Raw genomic sequence first — 17,943 nt, 5'->3', positions numbered from 1 at the left:
CGTAAAAATCTACGCTAAAAACGACCTCCGAGTCGCGTTCTGCGAACGCGCTCGGAGTGAAACCGCGCTCGCTCCGCTCGCGCGGTATGCGTGTCCGCTCCGCCTCGTCTGATTTCACTGCGTCTGTACTCGTTTTCGGCTATTCCGCTTCTGCCTGCGCCCGCAATCGGTCGATTCGGTTCCCCAGCGGCGGCGATCTCGAGAACGGGTTCGCGAGTCGTCGTCGGGACGGTTCAATGTCGTGGACGTCGGCGTACCGTTCGAGAGCGTCCGCGACGGTCTCCGGGCCAACGCGCTCGGCCGCGTAGTCGTCGGCTGCCCGGACGCCGCGGCGAGTGACCCACAGGCTTGCGATGGCGAGTCCGAGACTCACGCCGACGAGAGGCCACAGCGGGCCGATGTCTGCCAGTGCCACGAACAGCGGGACGACTGTAATAAGCAGGCCCACCATGACTCGGGCAAGCACTCGGGCGTTCTGGCGGCCGGCCTGAACCGCAAGGAGGGCCGCTGCCGTTTCGTCGTCGAACATGTCGAGGAACGTGATAGTCACGAACAGGCGACGATACCCAGAAACGCCGCGAACGGTCAGGCTCGCAGTCCTCTCTTGTTCGGTGTCGAAAATTCGAACGTCTCGGACAGTAAGTCCCGCACGCTCTTGGAGTCGCTCTAATGTCTCCGCTGTCGGTTCGTCCGGTCTATCGACCGACCGAATTAGCGTAATGAACCACGGGGAGGCGGCCTGTACGGTGACAACGAAAACGGTAACGAGCGCCAGCAGCCCGACTGACGACAGTCCGAGTTCAACGGGTACCACGGCGACAGTCACCAACGCAGTGATTCCGAGGACGTACCGTCCCATTCGGATGACTGCACGGCCAGTCGAGAGTTTGATGTCCCGAACGTTGCGGACGCCCGGGACAGTTGGTGCGTAGGCGGCCAGCCAGATGATGCCGGCGGCGAGCAACTCGGTGAACGTCGCCAGCACTGCTCCAACGACTCCGGTCTGTCCGCCGGGAACCAAGTGGCCGAGTCCGAGGGACAGAAAGACGACCCACGACAGCAGTGCGAACGGCAGCAAAACCCAGAGATATAGCTGCCGATATCTGGTGACCGGATTCGAGAGGCGCCGTACGACTGCACTTCCGAGTGCGCCGAGGACGATTCCGACGACGGCGAGGACACCGACGAGGAACACCGCCGTCCCTATCGCTATCGGTGATGACTGGAGGGCGTACACATACGACACGCTTCACCGGTGCGAAAAAAACGTAGCGTTCCCTTGTCATCAATTGTCTCGACGGAGGCAGGCCCCACGCTTAGGTCGTCCGGCGTCGAACGGCCAGATATGAGCGACCGCCTGCATCAGATTGTGGACCTTCTTGTGGCTGCTGTCATCGCCGGCACGTCGACGTTCATCTGGAGTTTCGTTCTGCCGACGGGGCTGGCGCTGACGCTTGCGGGGATGTTCGCGGCGATGTACTACTTCTCCCGCAACCCCTGGGGATCGACTCGTGGCGAAGCGTACAATGAATGGATCGACGACCTGTACGACCGCTTTCTCCCGTGAGACCAAACGAACGGTTTCTTATACGTGCCCCTGCTGAGTCATCCACAATGAGCCGAGATACTCAGGAGGTGAGCGGGCGATGAGCGACTCGACCGACGAGGTACGGTCCTACACAGTTCGGCTGGAACTGGTCGACGAACCGGGCGAACTGTTGCGGGCGCTCGAGCCCATCGCCAACAACGGCGGGAACCTCCTCTCTATCTTCCACGAACGGGGGAACGTGACCCCGCGGGGCCACATCCCCGTGGAGGTCGATCTGGAGGCGACCCCCGAGCGGTTCGACGGGATCGTCGACGCACTCCGGGACGCGGGCATCAACGTTATTCAGGCCGGGGCCGAGCAGTACAGCGAGGCGCTGACGATTATTCTCACAGGTCACCTCGTCAACACTGACCTCTCCGACACACTCTCGCGGATCCACGAATCCACAGACGCGACCGTGACCGACCTCTCGCTGTCGGCACCGGGGGGAACGGACGATGCCTCCAGCGCGCGCATCCGACTGGCGACCGAGGAGGGAGCGGTCGACGAGGCGATGCGGTCCATCCGTACCGTCGCCGACGAGAAGGGGCTCCACGTCATCGAACCCCTCGCTGCGGGAGGTGACGCATGAGGCTCGCCGTTATCGGAGCCGGTGCCGTCGGCTCCGCCGTCGTCGAACTGGCGAGCGACCACGGCCATTCGGTTACTGCGTTTGCCGATTCCAGCAGCGCCGTCATCGATAGCGCCGGTATCGACACTGCTGCGGTCCTCGACCGGAAGCGAACCGACGGTATCGTCGGGAGCGACGCACCCGAGGACGCGCTTTCGGCCGAGTACGACGTGCTCGTCGAGGCGACGCCGACGACGCTCGGCGACGCCGAACCGGGCTTTAGCCACGTCCAAGCCGCCCTCGAACGGGACCGCCACGCCGTGCTGGCGAACAAAGGTCCGGTCGCCGAACGGTACGCGGACGTTCGCTCGCTAGAACACGAAAGCGAGGGGTCCGTGCTGTTCGAGGCGACCGTCGGCGGTGCGATGCCGATTCTCTCGACTATCGACGACTTCGACCCGAGCCACATCACCGCCGTTCGCGGCGTGCTCAACGGCACGGCGAACTTCATCCTCTCGCGGATGGCGACCGAGGGTCTGGATTACGAACACGTTCTCGCGGAAGCGCAGGATCTGGGCGTCGCCGAAGCCGACCCGACCTTCGACGTAGACGGGACCGACGCAGCGCTGAAAGGCGTCATCATTGCGAACGTCCTGTCAGACGACGAAACGGAGTACACGCTCGACGATGCCGAGGTCGAGGGAATTCAAGAAATCTCTGGCAGCGCGCTCGAACTCGCCCGGGCGGACGGCCGGACTGTCCGACTCATCGCTGAGGTCGTCGAGGGCTCTGTCCGTGTCGGCCCGCGACTTGTGCCGGACAATGCGCCGCTCGCTGTCTCTGGAACCCGGAACATTGCCCAACTGGAGACCGAGCACGCCGGCCAGCTCAACATTTCCGGTCGCGGCGCTGGCGGTCCGGAGACGGCGAGCGCGGTGCTTGCCGATATCGGCCGGCTGTAACAGGACAGCAGGATTTCTAACGCGGCCGCGTCGTTTCTCGCATTCGCTGCCTTTCCCACCCACCAGTTCCGTTTGCCACTCCGAAAGACACTGATCCGGTTGTGACTGCCGGTATCAGTAGTCTCTCACACCAAGTCATCGGGTGTCACACTACCATGGCATGGCGTGCCGAATCGCAAGAAAGCGACGGGCTGACGCTTACACGCTTTCGAAATCGTTTTATGAACCACCAGCTAATAAACCCGATACAGCGCCTCTGCGCGTGAGAGATAACAATGAGCGACGAACAACACCAGAACCTGGCCATCATCGGTCACGTCGACCACGGGAAAAGCACGCTCGTCGGCCGACTCCTGTACGAGACAGGATCGGTACCGGAGCACGTCATCGAACAGCACAAGGAAGAAGCCGAAGAGAAGGGCAAGGGCGGATTCGAGTTCGCCTACGTCATGGATAACCTCGCCGAAGAGCGTGAGCGTGGTGTCACCATCGACATCGCCCACCAGGAATTCAGCACTGACGCCTACGATTTCACCATCGTGGACTGTCCTGGTCACCGCGACTTCGTGAAGAACATGATTACCGGCGCGTCCCAGGCCGACAACGCCGTCCTGGTCGTCGCCGCCGACGACGGTGTCCAGCCGCAGACCCAGGAGCACGTGTTCCTGGCCCGCACCCTGGGCATCGGCGAACTCGTCGTCGGTGTCAACAAGATGGACCTCGTCGACTACGGCGAGTCTGAGTACAAGCAGGTCGTCGAAGAGGTCAAGGATCTCCTCACTCAGGTCCGCTTCGACCCTGACAACGCCAAGTTCATTCCGCTCTCGGCGTTCGAAGGCGACAATGTCGCCGAGGAGTCCGAGAACACGGACTGGTACGACGGCGAAATCCTGCTGGAAGCACTCAACAACCTGCCGGCTCCGGAGCCGCCGACGGACGCGCCGCTCCGACTGCCGATTCAGGACGTCTACACCATCTCCGGTATCGGTACGGTCCCGGTTGGCCGTGTCGAGACGGGTATCCTGAACACCGGCGACAACGTCAGCTTCCAGCCGTCTGACGTCTCCGGTGAAGTGAAGACCGTCGAGATGCACCACGAGGAAGTTCCGAAGGCCGAGCCCGGTGACAACGTCGGGTTCAACGTCCGCGGCGTCGGCAAGGACGACATCCGACGCGGTGACGTCTGTGGTCCGGCCGAGGACCCGCCATCGGTCGCCGAGACCTTTCAGGCCCAGATCGTCGTGATGCAGCACCCGTCTGTCATCACTGAGGGTTACACGCCGGTCTTCCACGCTCACACGGCACAGGTCGCCTGTACCGTCGAGTCCATCGACAAGAAGATCGACCCGTCCTCCGGCGAGGTCGCCGAGGAGAACCCCGACTTCATCCAGAACGGGGACGCTGCCGTTGTGACGGTCCGCCCACAGAAGCCACTCAGCATCGAGCCGTCCTCCGAGATTCCGGAGCTCGGCTCCTTCGCTATCCGCGACATGGGTCAGACCATCGCCGCCGGCAAAGTCCTCAGCGTCAACGAGCGATAACGTATGTCCCAGCAGGCACGCGTTCGGCTCGCGGGCACAAGCCCCGAGGACCTCGACGACATCTGCGCCGACGTACGGGAGATCGCGAACAAGACCGGTGTCGAACTCTCCGGTCCTGTTCCACTCCCAACCAAGACGCTGGAGGTTCCCAGCCGCAAGTCCCCCGACGGTGAGGGGACTGCGACGTGGGAACACTGGGAGATGCGCGTCCACAAGCGGCTCATCGATATCGACGCCGACGAACGGGCACTGCGCCAGTTGATGCGCATCCAGGTTCCCAACGACGTCTCCATCGAGATCGTCCTCGAGGACTAATCTCCGGGGGCTGTCGCTTCGCGACAGCGTCGGTGTGCCACCCGTCCGAACCGCTGGCCGGGACAGTGTGAATCGCTATCGAAGGCCGCTCTCACGCGCAGGGTTTTTATAACTCCGCGTTCGAGTGGCAGACCACGCGGGCTCGTAGATCAGTGGCAGATCGCTTCCTTCGCAAGGAAGAGGCCCCGGGTTCAAATCCCGGCGAGTCCATAGCGGTATCTCGTCCTGTAGAACTATCCTGAAAAGCGACTGCTATGCGCTTCTACTGGAATATTACTCGCAGACCCATCTGCGTATAAACTCGAAATCAAATCGAACCACGAACGGTTACGCATCATCTGGGGTGCAGTCTTGCGATTTCGCGAAGGAATTGGCGGATTCCCGAGCGGGGGTGGTTTCTCTTGAGTAACCGACTTGTCGAGAGCGCAACTATCGAGAAGTCGAACTGCCAGCACTGCGGGGCGCACGTTTCGCGTGACTTCCGGCGGACGTTCGGCGACGGCGATGACATCGCTCACCGCTGTCCAGCCTGCGATTGTATGCCCCGTATCTCGCGGGGAACTGCAGCTGGGAAAGAACTCGATTACCCTGATCCGGAAGACCAGCCACAACGGAATCAGGGCGGTCGAGTGGAAGCCCGGACTGACGGGGGTGAGAGTCTGTGAGCCCACAGTCGTCACTCTTCGATTACGAACCCGACCTGTCGCCACTGACTGACGCCGAGCAAGAGGTGTACGAGGCTGTGGGCATGGGGCAGTATGGGCCACGGGAATACGCCCGGAAGACTGGCCGTTCTCCCGGTACTGTGGGCAACCTCCTTGGTCGTGCTCGTGAGAAACTGGAGGTGGTTCCGGCGTGACTGGATTCGTCCGCGCCTCAGAACTGTACGACGTAGAAGAGGGTGAACCCCTTCATTTTGACTGGACAAATTTCCAACCGCTTGCGGAGAGTCAGGCCGAGGTCGAGCGGGCGGTGGCCGCCGTCAAGATTGACGGGGGGCGATGCGAACGATAGGGCTGGCCCCTCACGAACTCCACGCCAATCTCCTGTTCAATAGCGACGGCCTTGCGCCGTTTTTCGCACTGGACAGTGAGGTGAAGGCTGGTGAGGGGTCAAAGAGCGGCGAGTTCCTGCAGGATGGCGAGCGGTGGGTCGTTCGCCTTTCCTACCAGGACAGCAATATCGTTCACCCCGGCGAGCGGACGCCACAGGGAACGGACTGGCAGCTGCAGAATATGCGTGAATACCGGCTGAAGGTTGCCCGCCATCCAGATGAAGATTCGGTCGGTCAGCAGGATTTCGTAGCCCACGTTGCGCCACGCTGGCCCGGGATGCAAGGCGAGCGTGACGATGGAAGCCGTATCGAGATCCCCGTGCCGGACGGCTTCGGTGAAGGTGTGAACGTCCGCGTGAAAGGGTCGAATATCGCGTTTCACCGATATCCTGAGCTACTGCAGCGGGCGGCTATTGAGGTCGGCGTCACCGGTCGGTACTTCGAGGAGCCACATCCCTACAGCAACGTGCAGGACGCAGAGAAGTACGCCCGAGTTCATCGGGACGCCAGTGGGCCGGTTCACGCTCGCGATGGGCCGATTGCGGCGATGGGTCACCTGTTGGAATCCGACCGCTGCGGCTATCGGAAGATCGTCCAGAACGATGACGATGAGCGCGGCCGGAACCTGCCAGGATACTACCACACGGCCACACTCGGCCCGAAGCGGATTCGAGAGGCATTCCCTGACCATCACCTCCCCAAGGAGGTGAAGCACTACTACGCCCGTGAGGCGCTGTCTGTGCCCGACGATCACCCGCTATCGCACCCGAAAGTGGGTTCATCTCTGCAGGCATCGCTGCTGGATGATGATGAGACTGTCCGATGGCGCGACTTGGAGACGCTGGAACGGGAGTTAGATCAGACTGTGCTGTCGGTACTGGCCGATGCGGGTATCGACATCGCTCCGTCGGGTTCTGGCCCATTTGTCGAAGATTCATACTTCGAACCGGAGGTTGACCACTCCGGTCCTGAGCCGGTGGGCTTGGATCTAACGCGAGTTGAGCAGAAACAGGAGAGTGTCGTGGTGCGCCACCTTTCAGATGGGCTCTCGCCGGTACAGTGGGAAGCCCTGGAGATGCTGGTAGCAGACGGTGGGCAGGTTGCTCCGGCGGATATCGCAGACGAGTACGGCCGTCATGTTGAAAGTGTTCGGCGAGCGCTTCGAGAGATGGAAGACTTGGTGATCTCGGACTATGCCGACGTGTCGCTCCGGTCGGAGTACGTCGCAGAGATGGTTCATGTAGCGGTTGACGAGGCGCGTGAAGCCACTCGCCGTGCTGTTGACACCGCCGCGAAGGCCGCAGAAGCCGCCGAGCGTGGGCTGGAGAATACGATGAGCGCGTTCATCGCATGGGCCGCCCGCCACGGTGTCGATGTGAACGACGCTCGCGAGGCACAGATGACCCTGCGGTTCGGGGAGATCGAGAAGCACGGGAAGGCGATTCGCGAAGGCTTCCGGGTTTGGAAAGATGCCGGAATGCCCGAAGAGCGCTACCGGCAGGCCCGGGTGCAGCTCGCGGACGGATCGCGAGGGACGGCCTGGCGCTGGCTCGCCACCGGGTAGCGGCCCGCCTGCTGAGAGGCATCACTGTTCAGCACCCCGAAAAACCGCTTGTTTTGCCGTTTCCCTTCCCTGTCCGGCACGGTCGCCGACGTGATCGTGGCTCGACCGAGCCAATGGCCCGGTCATCGCCCGAACGGAATCAAACCCGGGGGGTTGTGATTCCGTTTAGAGGTGTGGCTAAGGCCACATCATCAAAATACACCGCACAGTTGTTTTGAACAGAAAGCTCTCGTCTTCACCTGTTTGAGACTATTTATATCAGCGAATTATATGTCTGATTATGACGTTAGATGAACCAAATTGGGCAAGAATACTAAGGTATATCTACAATTCTTCCGGACATATAGTTTGTACTACTAATGTATTTGATGAACACCATCCATTTTGTTCAGAAACAAATCTTAGCCGTGAGGGTGCTGAAACTGGGTGGAAGATGCTCCTAATGCAAGATCTAGTAACCATCGAGCAAAATAGTGGAAGTCAATTTTGCAACATCAAGCTCACACAAGATGGTCTAAAAATAGCCCAAAGCCGCGAGTTTGATGAAAGAGAACGACTCATGCAGATAAACAGGCATTTGTTCTTGTATATGTCGCCAATATTCACTTTTATAGGCGGGTTTATAACTATATCGCGGCCAAAAATACTGCTCGCTACGTTCTTGATTAGCATATTATCGATCCATATTATTCTGAATATCTTGAAAAGGTTCTCTTCTACTTGGGGTACAAACGAATTGGTCGATGTATGATCAGACTATACTAAATAGATTGCCGATTTTGATCTTTGCCTGTGATGCATTCCGATGAGTACCACCTCCATGCCATTCGAGACGTGGTAACCGCGACGAGTGACGCATCTCCCACTCTATTACCTCCACGCCTCGCCCACGAACTCGGTACACGCCGAACACGTACCATCCATTCGCATACCGTAGCTTCTCGTGGTACTGGTCGTAGAGCTTGAACGTACCGGGCTGTCCATTTGCGTGGCGGTACATCGCGGCTTTGATTTCAACCGGCGTCCCGTCTGGCCGCTTCGCATCATGCCAACTGCTCCGATCTAATTCGAGGTCGTAGCGCTCGGCGGCTTTGCGCTCGACGAGTGTGCCGTAGTGATTGGCCTTGTGGCTTCGACTCATCTTCGTGCCTCACGTGCGTCATATATAGATACTCCTCCGGGCTGTTCGCGGCCGTTGCCCATGGCTCGCGCGTGCTCGCACCGCGAGCGCACGCCATGGGCCAACAACAGGGCTACGCCGGGGGGTTGGTTGTTGTTGGGTTGTCCGAATCCTGTCGCTGTCATGCGGTTAGTTCCGTCACCTCACCAACCACGTTTCGGTGCTTTCCGTCGTCCTGATACTCGTTCCAGCGTTGACGGACCCACTCGGCGCTGTACGGCACGAAATCAGCAATCTCGTGGTTTGGTCTGTCCGGCTCAGACTGCTTGGCTGTAATGACTGTGTAGATCGCAAGCTTTTGAGAGAGGTCTGCCGGGTCCACCTCGTCACCGCCATCCTCGCCGCTCGACCAGGACCACGTAGTCGGTTCCTTGTCGTCATACCGCCAGTCCGTCTCAGGGATACCAGATACGGAGAAGATCGGGTTGACGCCCTTCCGGTTCCGCACGTCTTCGTAGAACGTCGCTTCTTTGAGCCCTTCCTTGTGAACGCACACGCCGAGTTCCCGAACGAGCGGATGTACGTCGCGGCCGTCGTGGCCGATGATGATGAGTGAACCACCGTACTTCCGGATCTTGTACGTGAGCGGTCCAAGTTTCGTCTTCGTCTCATAGCCGTCCGACCCACTCCCACCGGCGTTGCTGCTGGCCTCGTCGAATATGAACAGCTTCGGGACCTGCTCGTTGTGCATCGGGTCGCCGTCCTGTTTCAGCCACTCGTTCAGCTCGCCGTAGTTGGCGAGCCAGCCGTCACGACGGTCGCCGTCCGAGTCGGTCCATTCGTCGGTTTCTTCGAGTGTACGGATGTTCGAGGCGACGAGCGCATCCGGGGGATGCTGCTCCTTCCAGAGCTGTCCGAGTAGACAGGCAAAATTGGATTTACCAGTTCCGGGTTCGGCCCACTCGTAGAACATTGGAGCGGGGCCGGTCATCTGGGCGCGAAGCTGGTCGATGGCCTTGATTCCCGAGATGTCGGCCCGCTGGCCGGCGTCCCCGGTGAAGTGCTTGAGTGACTGCATATCGCCGTTGGCCATGGCCCGCCGTGCTGTCTCGGTTCCCTCGATGCGGACGATCTCCCGAACGTGAGAGAGGTCCTTGGCCTGTCCCGGCATCTTTCCGGGCCGGTCGCAGTGTCGGGGATCGTAGTGGGTTTCGAGTATCGAGAGATAGCGTGATAGCTTCTCATCGCGAACGATTCCGGCGTGCTGGTGTACCTCATCGGGATCACGTTGACCGTAGCCGTCCTGATACTCGCGGAACTGTGCAGGCGTGTAGAGGTCGTTACCGTCGTCAGTCATCGTTTAGTCGTGGCTCCTGCGGTTGATCGTTGGCCGGTTCGTCCTGCCCATAGCCCACAGCAGCATCTGCTGTTGGGTCGGGCGCATCGGTGAGGTCGTGGATGGTCGGCGCGTCTTCGGGATCTTCGCCGTCTTCGATGAGGTCGCTGAAGGTCTCTTTCGCTGCTGTCTTCTGGATCATCTGGCCGCGTTCGTTGGCTTCGGCGTCAGCGGTGACGAGTTTCTTCTGTAGTTCGACGCTGCCACGACTCCACCGGCCGCGAATCGCTGCCAGTTCCTCGGCGCGGTCGATGAGCCAGCCGTGGATATCTTGCATCTGCTTCTTGCTGGTCATCAGCTGCGTATCCTGACAGCCTTCGAGCCAGACGCCCTCGACGCGGAGCTGGCCGATATCTTCCAGATACTCGTACTCGCGGACAGCCCACGCACTGCCGCCGTTGACTGGGTATGGATCGGGGCCGTCGATCTCTTTCTTGCGCCAGAGTTCGGGTGGGACGTAGTACTTCTCGGTCGTATCGTCGATTGCGTTGACGTGGTGGACTTCGACCCAGTTCCGGCGACGGAGCCAGCGGGCGATCTTCGCCCCGACGAGATAACAAGGAATCGCCAGGACCAGCCAGCCGACGGCGACAGCGGGAATCCACGTCGGGAGGCTCGGCAGCTGTGGCTGGTAGTAGGCGAACAGCACGGCCGCACCGACGAACATCCCACCGATGAGTAGTTTGTACTCAGCCAGCAGGTAGACAAGGCGGTCGCGGTTGTTCTGGAAGGTCGGTGCGGGCTTCATGCTACCTCCGGACGGCCGTTCTCGCCGCGGATTACATTGTAGCCGGCGACGATCATCCAGATGAACGCGACAGTTGCTCCAGCGAGCCATGCCTGTAACGACGAAAGAGCACGTAGGATATCCAGGCCACCACCGGACGGCTGTTGTACGATCTCGGCGTACAGTGGCGTGTTCTCTGTGGAAATGGCGACACCAATGTAGCCGTCCTTCTCAGTGACGGGAATCTCGATGGTGGCAGTGTCGTCCGAGTGCATGGCGACCGTGCGGACGGGAATCTTCCCGCCTTCTTGGAAGCGGCCGGCGTCAGAGATCGTCACGGTCTGGACCGCGCTCGACCGGAGCGTGATGCGAGCGATACTCTCGTTCGGCAGGTACTCCGAGGCGATGATCTCTGTCTGTCCGTCGATACGGGTGGTTTCGGTGGCGTTGGCTGTGGGCTGTGGGCCGGATGTTTCGGCGGGGAGATTGCCCGCGGACTGTGCGGCGGTCGGGGCGCTGACGCAGCCGAGGCTGACCACGAGCAGCGCGGCGAAGAAAAGTGAGCGCATGGGTGGTTAGTTCTGGAGTACGACGATAGCCAGTAACGTGCCGATGACAGCCAGCGCCACGACAGGTGGAACACTGCCGCCACCGAGCAAGCCACCGCCAGCGGATTGTTTCAGTGCCTTCTCGCGGGCTTCAATCTGTGCGCGTTTGTAGGCAAGATCCTCGTACTGCTGTTTGAGTTCGGTGACGTTCGTCGTCTTGTAGGTGGTTTTCTCAATTGTGACGTTCTGAACCTGTTCGCCGCTTGAGTCGGTGATATTGCCGATGCTAAACCCACCGTGTAGCTCGACAATGCGATCAGAGGTAACGACGTACTGAGTGCCGCGTAGAGTGCTTGCATTGTAGGAGTTGCCAGACTCAAATTGCCCGCTGGCAGGGTTTGTCTGACTAAACAGCACTCCCTCGTACTCTGAGCCGTCGTTAGAGATTTCAAAGCTCCCGATTTGGTCGAAGTTCTCCGGAGAGTTGGTGCCCATGAGAGTGAGTTGACTGGCGGCCCAACCCTGAAAGTCGTCACCTGCCGACTGCTGGTTGGCCAACACATACGGATCAACGAGGTCGCTATTGTTGATCTCTCCTCGCTGATAGGAATCATATGTGCCATTGATTACTGTGTCTATCTGAGCCAGCGCCGCACTGTGCTGAGTCTCGATCTCGTTGAAGGCCGCACTTGTCTGGTTAAATCGCATTGCATCAATGCGACCATCACCGGATGGTGGAGAGTCAACAGTAATGCGGGTGGCAGTGGCGTCAAACGCCGGATCATTGCCATTTATGTTGCTCTCGAAGCGGGCAACCTCTGTTACCCCATCTGTGGGGCCGATAGTGGAGACATAACCATAACCTCCAGCGGAGTCGCCTCCCTGGGCTTTGAGAGTCATGGCGGTCGCACTCGTCCCGTTAACGAGCGGAACAGAGGTTGTCCCAACGCCACTCATCTTTATTCCGATCATATCGGACACGTCACCGTCGTTAACATCCTCAAGAGGAATCGAAACAACATCCCCACTAACTCCAGACTCATTGACAACAGTCGAGTTAAGATGATGGATGGTCGACACCGACGTATCCCAGCGAGCGATCAGATTAACCTGCATCCTCGCATAATACTCATTAATGGCTCTATGGGCCTCAGTCTTGGCAACAGCCTTTGTGGAGCCGTTATTGAGTGACTGGATGTAAGCGTTTTTACCCTTAATTAAGGCGACTGTCTGAGCGTCGTTTAGGTTGTTGTCGATAGAGTCATGATAGAGCGAGTGCCCGGTTTCCAGAGTCAACGCAGACTGGTAGACGTCAAGCTCGATTTGCTCGGCGTCCGTGTTGGTCGTGTTGACTGTTGTTTCTCCGGGCAGTCCGGTTCTGTCGAGTTGGACAATGGACGGCATCATCGTCTCCCCGATCTGCTCGCTCAATTCGTAGTTGAAACCGGGGTCTCCTCCCGTGTCTCCGAGGAATTTGCCGTCATCACCGGGTTTCCACGCGTCCGTGACGCCGCCCTTCGACATGGACACCGGCCCATCAGCGCCTTCGACGCGGATGGTGAACTGTTCATACGCACCAGCGTTTCGAAAGTGTGCGCTGTTGTGAGAGCCGCTGACGGTCTTTCTCAGTATCGCCGTGTTGTCGCCAACTGGCGATTCGTCCGTAATCACGGTGATGGTCGTTTCTGAGGATACATCGAAGAGGTCAATCTTGACCTTGTGCGGGCCTGTCTCGAAGGTTTTCGTCACCGGTCCGCTATCGGTGGCCGTCTCCGTCGACTGTGCAAGTGCGGGCCCGGCGGCCCCGATGATGGCAGAACAGACAATGAGCGCGGCGAACAGGACCGAACGAGCGCGGGTCACTGTTCGCGCCCTCCGTCGGTTTCGACCTGTTCAACGCTGGTGCGAACGTCTTGATCGTCAGCACCAGTCGTGGTGTCTCGCTCTTTGACGTGGTGCGCTCCGATGACGCCGGCCGCGACGATGGCCGGAACGACGACGGGGAAGGGATCACCGACGATAGCCGAGGCAATCGTGGAAGCAGAGACGCCGATAGTGCCCACAAGCCCATAGCTGAGTATGCGGTCCATGGTTGGTCACCCCAGATAGCTGATGACGTAGTAGCCGGCGGCCTCGACGGCGACGACGACTAGGCCGATGGCGGCTGAGCCGACAACGATATCCTGTGCACCGAGGATGTTCAGCCCGGTGAATAGGACGATGACGAGCGTCCCGAGCGCGAGGTAGGTTTCGACAGTGGCCGAGCCCTTGGCGATCTCGACAAGATCGGTGTCGAGCTGGTAGTTCTTGTTGCGACTCTCATTCACGCGGTTAGTAGCGTATGCCATCGCCAGAGCAGCGAGCGACAGCAGAAACGCGAGGTCGATGCTCGTGCCCTGAACTGTGAACACGGACGCGCCGAGGTCGTAGCCGAGCATACTGATCGAAGCGATACCGTTGGTGACGAACGCGCTGGCGGTGAAAATCACACCGGCCAGGGCGTCTTCGATGTCTATCTTTCCGAACATAGGTTGCACCGGCCGTGAGTACGACCGTATTCCGGCCGTGCAGTCTGCTGGCTAGAAAGCACCGAATCGCGGTATTCCCGGGACTCAGTAAATTTTAGTACCGGGACTGCACCGCCGGCGGCATGGAGATGCGAAAACTCTCCCCGGCAGGTGGCTGTGTGACCGTCTCGATACCGATAGACGATCTCCGCGAGCGCGGTGTCGTCGACGAGGATGGCGAGCTGGTGGGTAACCACTGGGCGAAGGTCGAGAGTCTTGACCAGGACGACGAAGGTGACTACCGATTAGAGTTGGTCAGCCCATGATCCGAGCCCGACCCCGTGGGGTTAGACTCAGATGTAACGCCAATCCTCGATGTATGCACCTGTGGGCTGTGGGCCGCGGGATAGGGTGCATAGAATCGAGCTGGTCCCGGTGGCGGTTCGGCACAATCACGTCGACGGCCCGACCCCAGTTTATGAAGAACCACCCTGTCACTCACTCCAGAACGACGCGAATCAACCCCCGGTACATACACCAGTTTAAACCATGACTCGACGCACCAGTCTCAAGATCACCGACGAACGGCAGCGACTACTGGATAAGGCGAGTGCGATTGTCGCGAGTGACCAACACGATGATCCGCCGATGTCTGACGTATTGGACGCGGCGCTGACGCACTTGATCGAGAGTGAGGAGAATATTCAGAATGCGCGTGAAGAGTTGGACCCCGGTACGATTCAGCGGTTCAACACTAGTGTCCTTAGGTTGCGGTATCGGACGAGTGTCGAGAGCAGATGGCGGTGAAGCTCAGATACTTCATAAGCAGATCTATAATGAGTCATGGTAGTAATCAGATCGGTCCTCAGTAGAATCAGGAATCAACCGTATTATTACTATCCGTCGATTGGTTCCCTGCACTATGAAAGCTGGAAAATTGGGCGTGGTGAAAGGTAATTTCGACAAGATCTCAGATATGGATCGAATAATTGACCAGGGGGACGAGAACTTACATCAGTGTATCGAGGTACAGAGAGAATTAAAAACTGATCAGGGTATTCCTCTTTATGAGGGGCGTGCTGCAGTTGAAACAATAGAAGAACGAGAGCAGGTCGACATCTCTGATGGAGAGATCACACAAAAACAAACGCCTACAAAAGTCACCAAATACACTCGGTTTCTCTCGTGTCCTGGCGAGTTTGTTGTCGCTGGTGACAGCTCTGGGGTTTTCGTTTTTGATCTCATTGCAAGCCAGCATCCTAGCGCTACTGTCATCGAGTCTGAATTTGATTTAAGAGGCTATCTGTTAGAGCAAGAGAATGCAGACCCTTGGAAAGCAGGTTTCTACGGCAAAAGTGGGAAGGCAGAAAATGGAGTTATTCATGGTGATCAAGTTTTTGACGATTCTGACTTTGGAGAGGTTGTTGGAGATTGTCAGCTCAACCAAATAGGTCTACAAATCAAAGACGAGACGAGCAAAATCAAAATGACCGCGGCTGAGTCGGGCTATATCGAAGTATATCAGCCGAGTGACTTTTCTTCCGAAGAATTTGCTGACTATATTCTGAATAATGTTATTCATCATCTTGACTGAAGCGTCATAATTGTAGACAGCTTTTTATACTTGTCTACCACACCAAATTTATAATACATGGCAGAGGACGAGAGGCCGGACTTCGATTATAGCGGTCGACTTGTATTCAATGGCCTACGTCGAACGGTCGTTAACCATGACGACCCTGAAGATATGCGTGAGGAACTATTGAGCGATCTACGCGAATTCAGTCGTGGAAACCCACATGACGAAAAGAAAGGGTTTCGCGACCTTGACCTATCTAGTCTCGTCAATGGACAAGGATACGTACTAGAGAGTGACTTGGAAAATCTAGCGTCGGATCTTATAGACAAAGAGTATGTCTGGGAAAACTACGAAGGTTCAGAAAACAGAGAATTCGTCGATAATGATGGCAACACGACCTCTGCATGGCTAAGAAACACGAGCAATGCGTACGTCTACTGGGATTTCCCCGACTACCTTCTGGTTCAAGGCTCTAAGGATAAAGTCGAAAAAACGCTCTCACGAGTTAATTCCTCACTGGGTGAGGAGGTCAAAACGGAAGAACTTGATTTTGACTCAGATTTCTTCTTGTGGCTAGTGTATCGATACGTTGACGACGAGGTTAATGTACCCGGCCCAATCTCTGTTAGACGGCTTGAATCCTCTGAGGTAATGGGAGACCAGGACGACTATGGCCACCGTGGGCGTGTTGAAGACTCACAAAATATTGCAAAATCCCTTCCAATAATCGTCGCAATTCTGCAGGAAATGGATTTCCAAATGATCGAGGGGATGTTCAAAGTCAATGGCTACGACGTAACCGCTGAAATAAAGACCAGCGGCAGAATACACGTGAAAGTTGCTGGTGACGTCGATAACGCCGAAACACAATTGAAACGTGCCCTTATCGCCTTATTCTTTGTCGATGAATTTGTAGGTTTGTATACTAAGTGGGAGCAGATGGACGATACAGAAAAGTACCCTCCCTTCTCATTCTTTGATGACCTCATCGGTGCCGCATCTGAGAACAATGTTGAGTTAGAGTTTGATCTGGATGATTTGATCGAAGATTATGAGGATAAACGCGGAGAAGACGCTGAACCGTCCGATTTCGACAATGCATAGAAATTTTTGCTCGGTCACAAGAGGTAAATCGGGTGCGTTCGTAGTACTCCCTACATAACAGATGGCTGTTGAAACAGTTCGGGAAGCGCTGGTCAGAGGGTCCGACCAGCCATCTGTTCAAGAGTCAGATATCATTGAGATCAGTTGGGACGAAACCTCTACTCCTCCCGAGTTCAGTGATATTCCAACCTATCCATTTTCGGGACAACAAATTATCCGGGGAGAATACAAATACGAATCCAACCCGCGGTTTGGGAGTCCAGAAACTTCTGAAGGTTCCTTGCAGATTAGGACTGGCTCTGGATTGATGTTGGTAAGAACAGAACGAGACCGTCCGAAACCTAGCAAAATTGTTTCGGCGATCGAGGAAACCCTCAACGGTGGATTTGAAATTGGCGGAAGTTTCGTCCCTAATCAGCAGAAGGTCTGGGATTTCATTGATGCGGCAAACAAGGTTATTGACTTGAAAGTCTACACTCCACACGGGGAAGTCAAGCGAGCTGAGGAGATTGCATCTGGGAATGTTGAGCAGTTCTCTCCAAAGATCGCAGATATAAGATTTGATCATAATGGCGAGTCTGTTGAGGTTGAATACCGTGACAACCGCTTATCAATCAATTCGGATAACGAGGAGCTTAGAGAGTATGTCATTCAGATCTTCGAATCTACTATCTTTGATGCCTAATGATCTGGCGGAAAATACTTAGTTTCTTACCCAGAAAAGTAAAAATATTTGGAAAATCATACACCAACACATTACGATTTAAACTCAGCTCACCTTTATCTAGTGGGTTTTGGATGTTGTCAGCAGTTGCTGGGGCACCTAACAAGCCCGATTATCTACAAACTGTAGAACTTGTATTAATTCTCGTTGCCTTGGCAACTCTATTTGTCCCCGCAATAATATTCTGGTATAATAATCAACCATTTCATATATACATTGACTGGGACCCAGCGGATCCTGAACCGATTGACAGACGACTCAAAGACAAGGGGCTAGTTGATTCAGAAAAAGGCGATGTATCTGAAGTAGACCCATCTGCAATCATCCGTGTTTATATTGACAAGTCTATCTCAGGCTACAAACTGAAGATTAAATCCAGAGGGTCAATTGAGGCTGAGCCGGTCTATGGGCCTCCGAACTCCACCTTCAACTCAGACACTAATACTCTGGAATGCGATGAGATCAAGGATTGGAAATTTTATTTTCCGCTAAAGATTGCAGAGCACGAAGAGTATGAGGGAGGGGATTTGGAGCGGCTAACGGAAATAAAAGATGTCGGTCAATCTGGACGTACTCTATTGACACTTGAAGTACTGTAATATGTGAATACACATCTCTCGGAAGTGTCGCACCTGTTTATATT

23 protein-coding genes and 1 tRNA gene are annotated in these 17,943 nt (G+C 56.7%); 16 read left to right on the top strand and 8 right to left on the bottom strand.

Annotation, left to right across the window (positions count from 1 at the left end; all coding sequences use genetic code 11):
* Nucleotides 1-139 precede the first annotated feature (139 nt).
* Nucleotides 140-1,237, bottom strand: coding sequence for a peptidase (locus IEY38_RS03355; RefSeq protein WP_390182258.1), 1,098 nt, complete (start codon nt 1,235-1,237; stop codon nt 140-142).
* A 108-nt stretch (nt 1,238-1,345) separates the two neighbouring features.
* On the opposite strand from IEY38_RS03355, the gene IEY38_RS03350 reads away from it, so the two are divergent.
* From IEY38_RS03350 to IEY38_RS03305, 10 genes are all read left to right on the top strand, one after another.
* On the top strand, nt 1,346-1,567 hold the full coding sequence (locus IEY38_RS03350) for a hypothetical protein (RefSeq protein WP_004515429.1): 222 nt from the start codon (nt 1,346-1,348) through the stop codon (nt 1,565-1,567).
* Nucleotides 1,568-1,646: 79 nt separating this feature from the next.
* Nucleotides 1,647-2,180, top strand: a complete 534-nt coding sequence (locus tag IEY38_RS03345) for an amino acid-binding protein (RefSeq protein WP_170096839.1) — start codon at nt 1,647-1,649, stop codon at nt 2,178-2,180.
* A complete protein-coding gene (locus tag IEY38_RS03340; RefSeq protein ID WP_170096840.1) occupies nt 2,177-3,121 on the top strand; it encodes a homoserine dehydrogenase in 945 nt (314 codons plus the stop codon). The genes IEY38_RS03345 and IEY38_RS03340 overlap by 4 nt, the downstream gene beginning before the upstream one ends.
* Nucleotides 3,122-3,396: 275 nt before the next feature.
* Nucleotides 3,397-4,662: a translation elongation factor EF-1 subunit alpha gene (gene tuf, locus IEY38_RS03335; protein WP_188975334.1), complete on the top strand. Its 1,266-nt coding sequence runs from the start codon at nt 3,397-3,399 to the stop codon at nt 4,660-4,662.
* 3 nt (nt 4,663-4,665) lie between these two features.
* Nucleotides 4,666-4,977, top strand: a complete 312-nt coding sequence (gene rpsJ / locus IEY38_RS03330) for a 30S ribosomal protein S10 (RefSeq protein WP_004590697.1) — start codon at nt 4,666-4,668, stop codon at nt 4,975-4,977.
* A gap of 138 nt (nt 4,978-5,115) precedes the next feature.
* Nucleotides 5,116-5,187 (top strand) — tRNA-Ala (locus IEY38_RS03325).
* 191 nt (nt 5,188-5,378) lie between these two features.
* Nucleotides 5,379-5,642 (top strand): DUF7563 family protein, encoded by a 264-nt coding sequence (locus IEY38_RS03320; RefSeq protein WP_188975332.1) that lies wholly within the window; start codon nt 5,379-5,381, stop codon nt 5,640-5,642.
* Entirely contained in the window at nt 5,639-5,836 is a 198-nt protein-coding gene (locus IEY38_RS03315) for a helix-turn-helix transcriptional regulator (RefSeq protein ID WP_188975330.1), read from the top strand. Before IEY38_RS03320 ends, IEY38_RS03315 begins: the two co-directional genes overlap by 4 nt.
* Nucleotides 5,833-5,991, top strand: coding sequence for a hypothetical protein (locus IEY38_RS03310; RefSeq protein WP_188975328.1), 159 nt, complete (start codon nt 5,833-5,835; stop codon nt 5,989-5,991). The genes IEY38_RS03315 and IEY38_RS03310 overlap by 4 nt, the downstream gene beginning before the upstream one ends.
* A complete protein-coding gene (locus IEY38_RS03305; protein WP_188975326.1) occupies nt 5,979-7,595 on the top strand; it encodes a DUF7845 domain-containing protein in 1,617 nt (538 codons plus the stop codon). The genes IEY38_RS03310 and IEY38_RS03305 overlap by 13 nt, the downstream gene beginning before the upstream one ends.
* 751 nt (nt 7,596-8,346) lie before the next feature.
* On the opposite strand, the gene IEY38_RS03300 is transcribed toward IEY38_RS03305, so the two are convergent.
* The 7 genes from IEY38_RS03300 to IEY38_RS03270 form a co-directional block, all read right to left on the bottom strand.
* Nucleotides 8,347-8,736, bottom strand: coding sequence for a hypothetical protein (locus IEY38_RS03300; RefSeq protein ID WP_188975324.1), 390 nt, complete (start codon nt 8,734-8,736; stop codon nt 8,347-8,349).
* Between the two features lie 160 nt (nt 8,737-8,896).
* A complete protein-coding gene (locus IEY38_RS03295; protein WP_188975322.1) occupies nt 8,897-10,072 on the bottom strand; it encodes a hypothetical protein in 1,176 nt (391 codons plus the stop codon).
* Nucleotides 10,065-10,859 (bottom strand): DUF2062 domain-containing protein, encoded by a 795-nt coding sequence (locus IEY38_RS03290; RefSeq protein ID WP_188975320.1) that lies wholly within the window; start codon nt 10,857-10,859, stop codon nt 10,065-10,067. The genes IEY38_RS03295 and IEY38_RS03290 overlap by 8 nt, the downstream gene beginning before the upstream one ends.
* A complete protein-coding gene (locus IEY38_RS03285) occupies nt 10,856-11,407 on the bottom strand; it encodes a hypothetical protein (RefSeq protein ID WP_188975318.1) in 552 nt (183 codons plus the stop codon). Before IEY38_RS03285 ends, IEY38_RS03290 begins: the two co-directional genes overlap by 4 nt.
* A 6-nt stretch (nt 11,408-11,413) precedes the next feature.
* Nucleotides 11,414-13,249, bottom strand: a complete 1,836-nt coding sequence (locus IEY38_RS03280) for a hypothetical protein (protein WP_188975316.1) — start codon at nt 13,247-13,249, stop codon at nt 11,414-11,416.
* Nucleotides 13,246-13,476: a hypothetical protein gene (locus IEY38_RS03275; protein WP_188975315.1), complete on the bottom strand. Its 231-nt coding sequence runs from the start codon at nt 13,474-13,476 to the stop codon at nt 13,246-13,248. The genes IEY38_RS03280 and IEY38_RS03275 overlap by 4 nt, the downstream gene beginning before the upstream one ends.
* A 6-nt stretch (nt 13,477-13,482) precedes the next feature.
* Nucleotides 13,483-13,914 (bottom strand): hypothetical protein, encoded by a 432-nt coding sequence (locus IEY38_RS03270; protein WP_188975313.1) that lies wholly within the window; start codon nt 13,912-13,914, stop codon nt 13,483-13,485.
* 122 nt (nt 13,915-14,036) lie between these two features.
* Between IEY38_RS03270 and IEY38_RS03265 the strand changes: the two genes are divergently transcribed.
* The 6 genes from IEY38_RS03265 (at nt 14,037) to IEY38_RS03245 (ending at nt 17,899) form a co-directional block, all read left to right on the top strand.
* Nucleotides 14,037-14,219, top strand: a complete 183-nt coding sequence (locus IEY38_RS03265; RefSeq protein ID WP_005537171.1) for a hypothetical protein — start codon at nt 14,037-14,039, stop codon at nt 14,217-14,219.
* A gap of 223 nt (nt 14,220-14,442) precedes the next feature.
* A complete protein-coding gene (locus IEY38_RS21810) occupies nt 14,443-14,700 on the top strand; it encodes a DUF7386 family protein (protein ID WP_390182257.1) in 258 nt (85 codons plus the stop codon).
* A gap of 115 nt (nt 14,701-14,815) precedes the next feature.
* Nucleotides 14,816-15,487, top strand: a complete 672-nt coding sequence (locus IEY38_RS03260) for a hypothetical protein (RefSeq protein ID WP_188975311.1) — start codon at nt 14,816-14,818, stop codon at nt 15,485-15,487.
* Between the two features lie 57 nt (nt 15,488-15,544).
* Entirely contained in the window at nt 15,545-16,576 is a 1,032-nt protein-coding gene (locus tag IEY38_RS03255) for a hypothetical protein (RefSeq protein ID WP_188975309.1), read from the top strand.
* A gap of 61 nt (nt 16,577-16,637) precedes the next feature.
* Nucleotides 16,638-17,261, top strand: a complete 624-nt coding sequence (locus tag IEY38_RS03250) for a hypothetical protein (RefSeq protein WP_188975307.1) — start codon at nt 16,638-16,640, stop codon at nt 17,259-17,261.
* A 113-nt stretch (nt 17,262-17,374) separates the two neighbouring features.
* On the top strand, nt 17,375-17,899 hold the full coding sequence (locus tag IEY38_RS03245; protein WP_188975305.1) for a hypothetical protein: 525 nt from the start codon (nt 17,375-17,377) through the stop codon (nt 17,897-17,899).
* Nucleotides 17,900-17,943: the final 44 nt, after the last annotated feature.

It is taken from the genome of Haloarcula sebkhae (assembly GCF_014647415.1).
Lineage (GTDB): Archaea > Halobacteriota > Halobacteria > Halobacteriales > Haloarculaceae > Haloarcula > Haloarcula sebkhae.
This window is presented reverse-complemented; position numbering and strand designations above follow the sequence as displayed.

Bases quoted from the DNA above. Each gene is read 5' to 3' on its own strand.
- IEY38_RS03350 (WP_004515429.1), top strand. From the start codon at position 1,346: ATGAGCGACCGCCTGCATCAGATTGTGGACCTTCTTGTGGCTGCTGTC.
- IEY38_RS03345 (WP_170096839.1), top strand. From the start codon at position 1,647: ATGAGCGACTCGACCGACGAGGTACGGTCCTACACAGTTCGGCTGGAA.
- IEY38_RS03340 (WP_170096840.1), top strand. From the start codon at position 2,177: ATGAGGCTCGCCGTTATCGGAGCCGGTGCCGTCGGCTCCGCCGTCGTC.
- tuf (WP_188975334.1), top strand. From the start codon at position 3,397: ATGAGCGACGAACAACACCAGAACCTGGCCATCATCGGTCACGTCGAC.
- rpsJ (WP_004590697.1), top strand. From the start codon at position 4,666: ATGTCCCAGCAGGCACGCGTTCGGCTCGCGGGCACAAGCCCCGAGGAC.
- IEY38_RS03305 (WP_188975326.1), top strand. From the start codon at position 5,979: ATGCGAACGATAGGGCTGGCCCCTCACGAACTCCACGCCAATCTCCTG.
- IEY38_RS03300 (WP_188975324.1), bottom strand. From the start codon at position 8,736: ATGAGTCGAAGCCACAAGGCCAATCACTACGGCACACTCGTCGAGCGC.
- IEY38_RS03295 (WP_188975322.1), bottom strand. From the start codon at position 10,072: ATGACTGACGACGGTAACGACCTCTACACGCCTGCACAGTTCCGCGAG.
- IEY38_RS03290 (WP_188975320.1), bottom strand. From the start codon at position 10,859: ATGAAGCCCGCACCGACCTTCCAGAACAACCGCGACCGCCTTGTCTAC.
- IEY38_RS03285 (WP_188975318.1), bottom strand. From the start codon at position 11,407: ATGCGCTCACTTTTCTTCGCCGCGCTGCTCGTGGTCAGCCTCGGCTGC.
- IEY38_RS03275 (WP_188975315.1), bottom strand. From the start codon at position 13,476: ATGGACCGCATACTCAGCTATGGGCTTGTGGGCACTATCGGCGTCTCT.
- IEY38_RS03270 (WP_188975313.1), bottom strand. From the start codon at position 13,914: ATGTTCGGAAAGATAGACATCGAAGACGCCCTGGCCGGTGTGATTTTC.
- IEY38_RS03265 (WP_005537171.1), top strand. From the start codon at position 14,037: ATGGAGATGCGAAAACTCTCCCCGGCAGGTGGCTGTGTGACCGTCTCG.
- IEY38_RS21810 (WP_390182257.1), top strand. From the start codon at position 14,443: ATGACTCGACGCACCAGTCTCAAGATCACCGACGAACGGCAGCGACTA.
- IEY38_RS03260 (WP_188975311.1), top strand. From the start codon at position 14,816: ATGAAAGCTGGAAAATTGGGCGTGGTGAAAGGTAATTTCGACAAGATC.
- IEY38_RS03255 (WP_188975309.1), top strand. From the start codon at position 15,545: ATGGCAGAGGACGAGAGGCCGGACTTCGATTATAGCGGTCGACTTGTA.
- IEY38_RS03250 (WP_188975307.1), top strand. From the start codon at position 16,638: ATGGCTGTTGAAACAGTTCGGGAAGCGCTGGTCAGAGGGTCCGACCAG.
- IEY38_RS03245 (WP_188975305.1), top strand. From the start codon at position 17,375: ATGTTGTCAGCAGTTGCTGGGGCACCTAACAAGCCCGATTATCTACAA.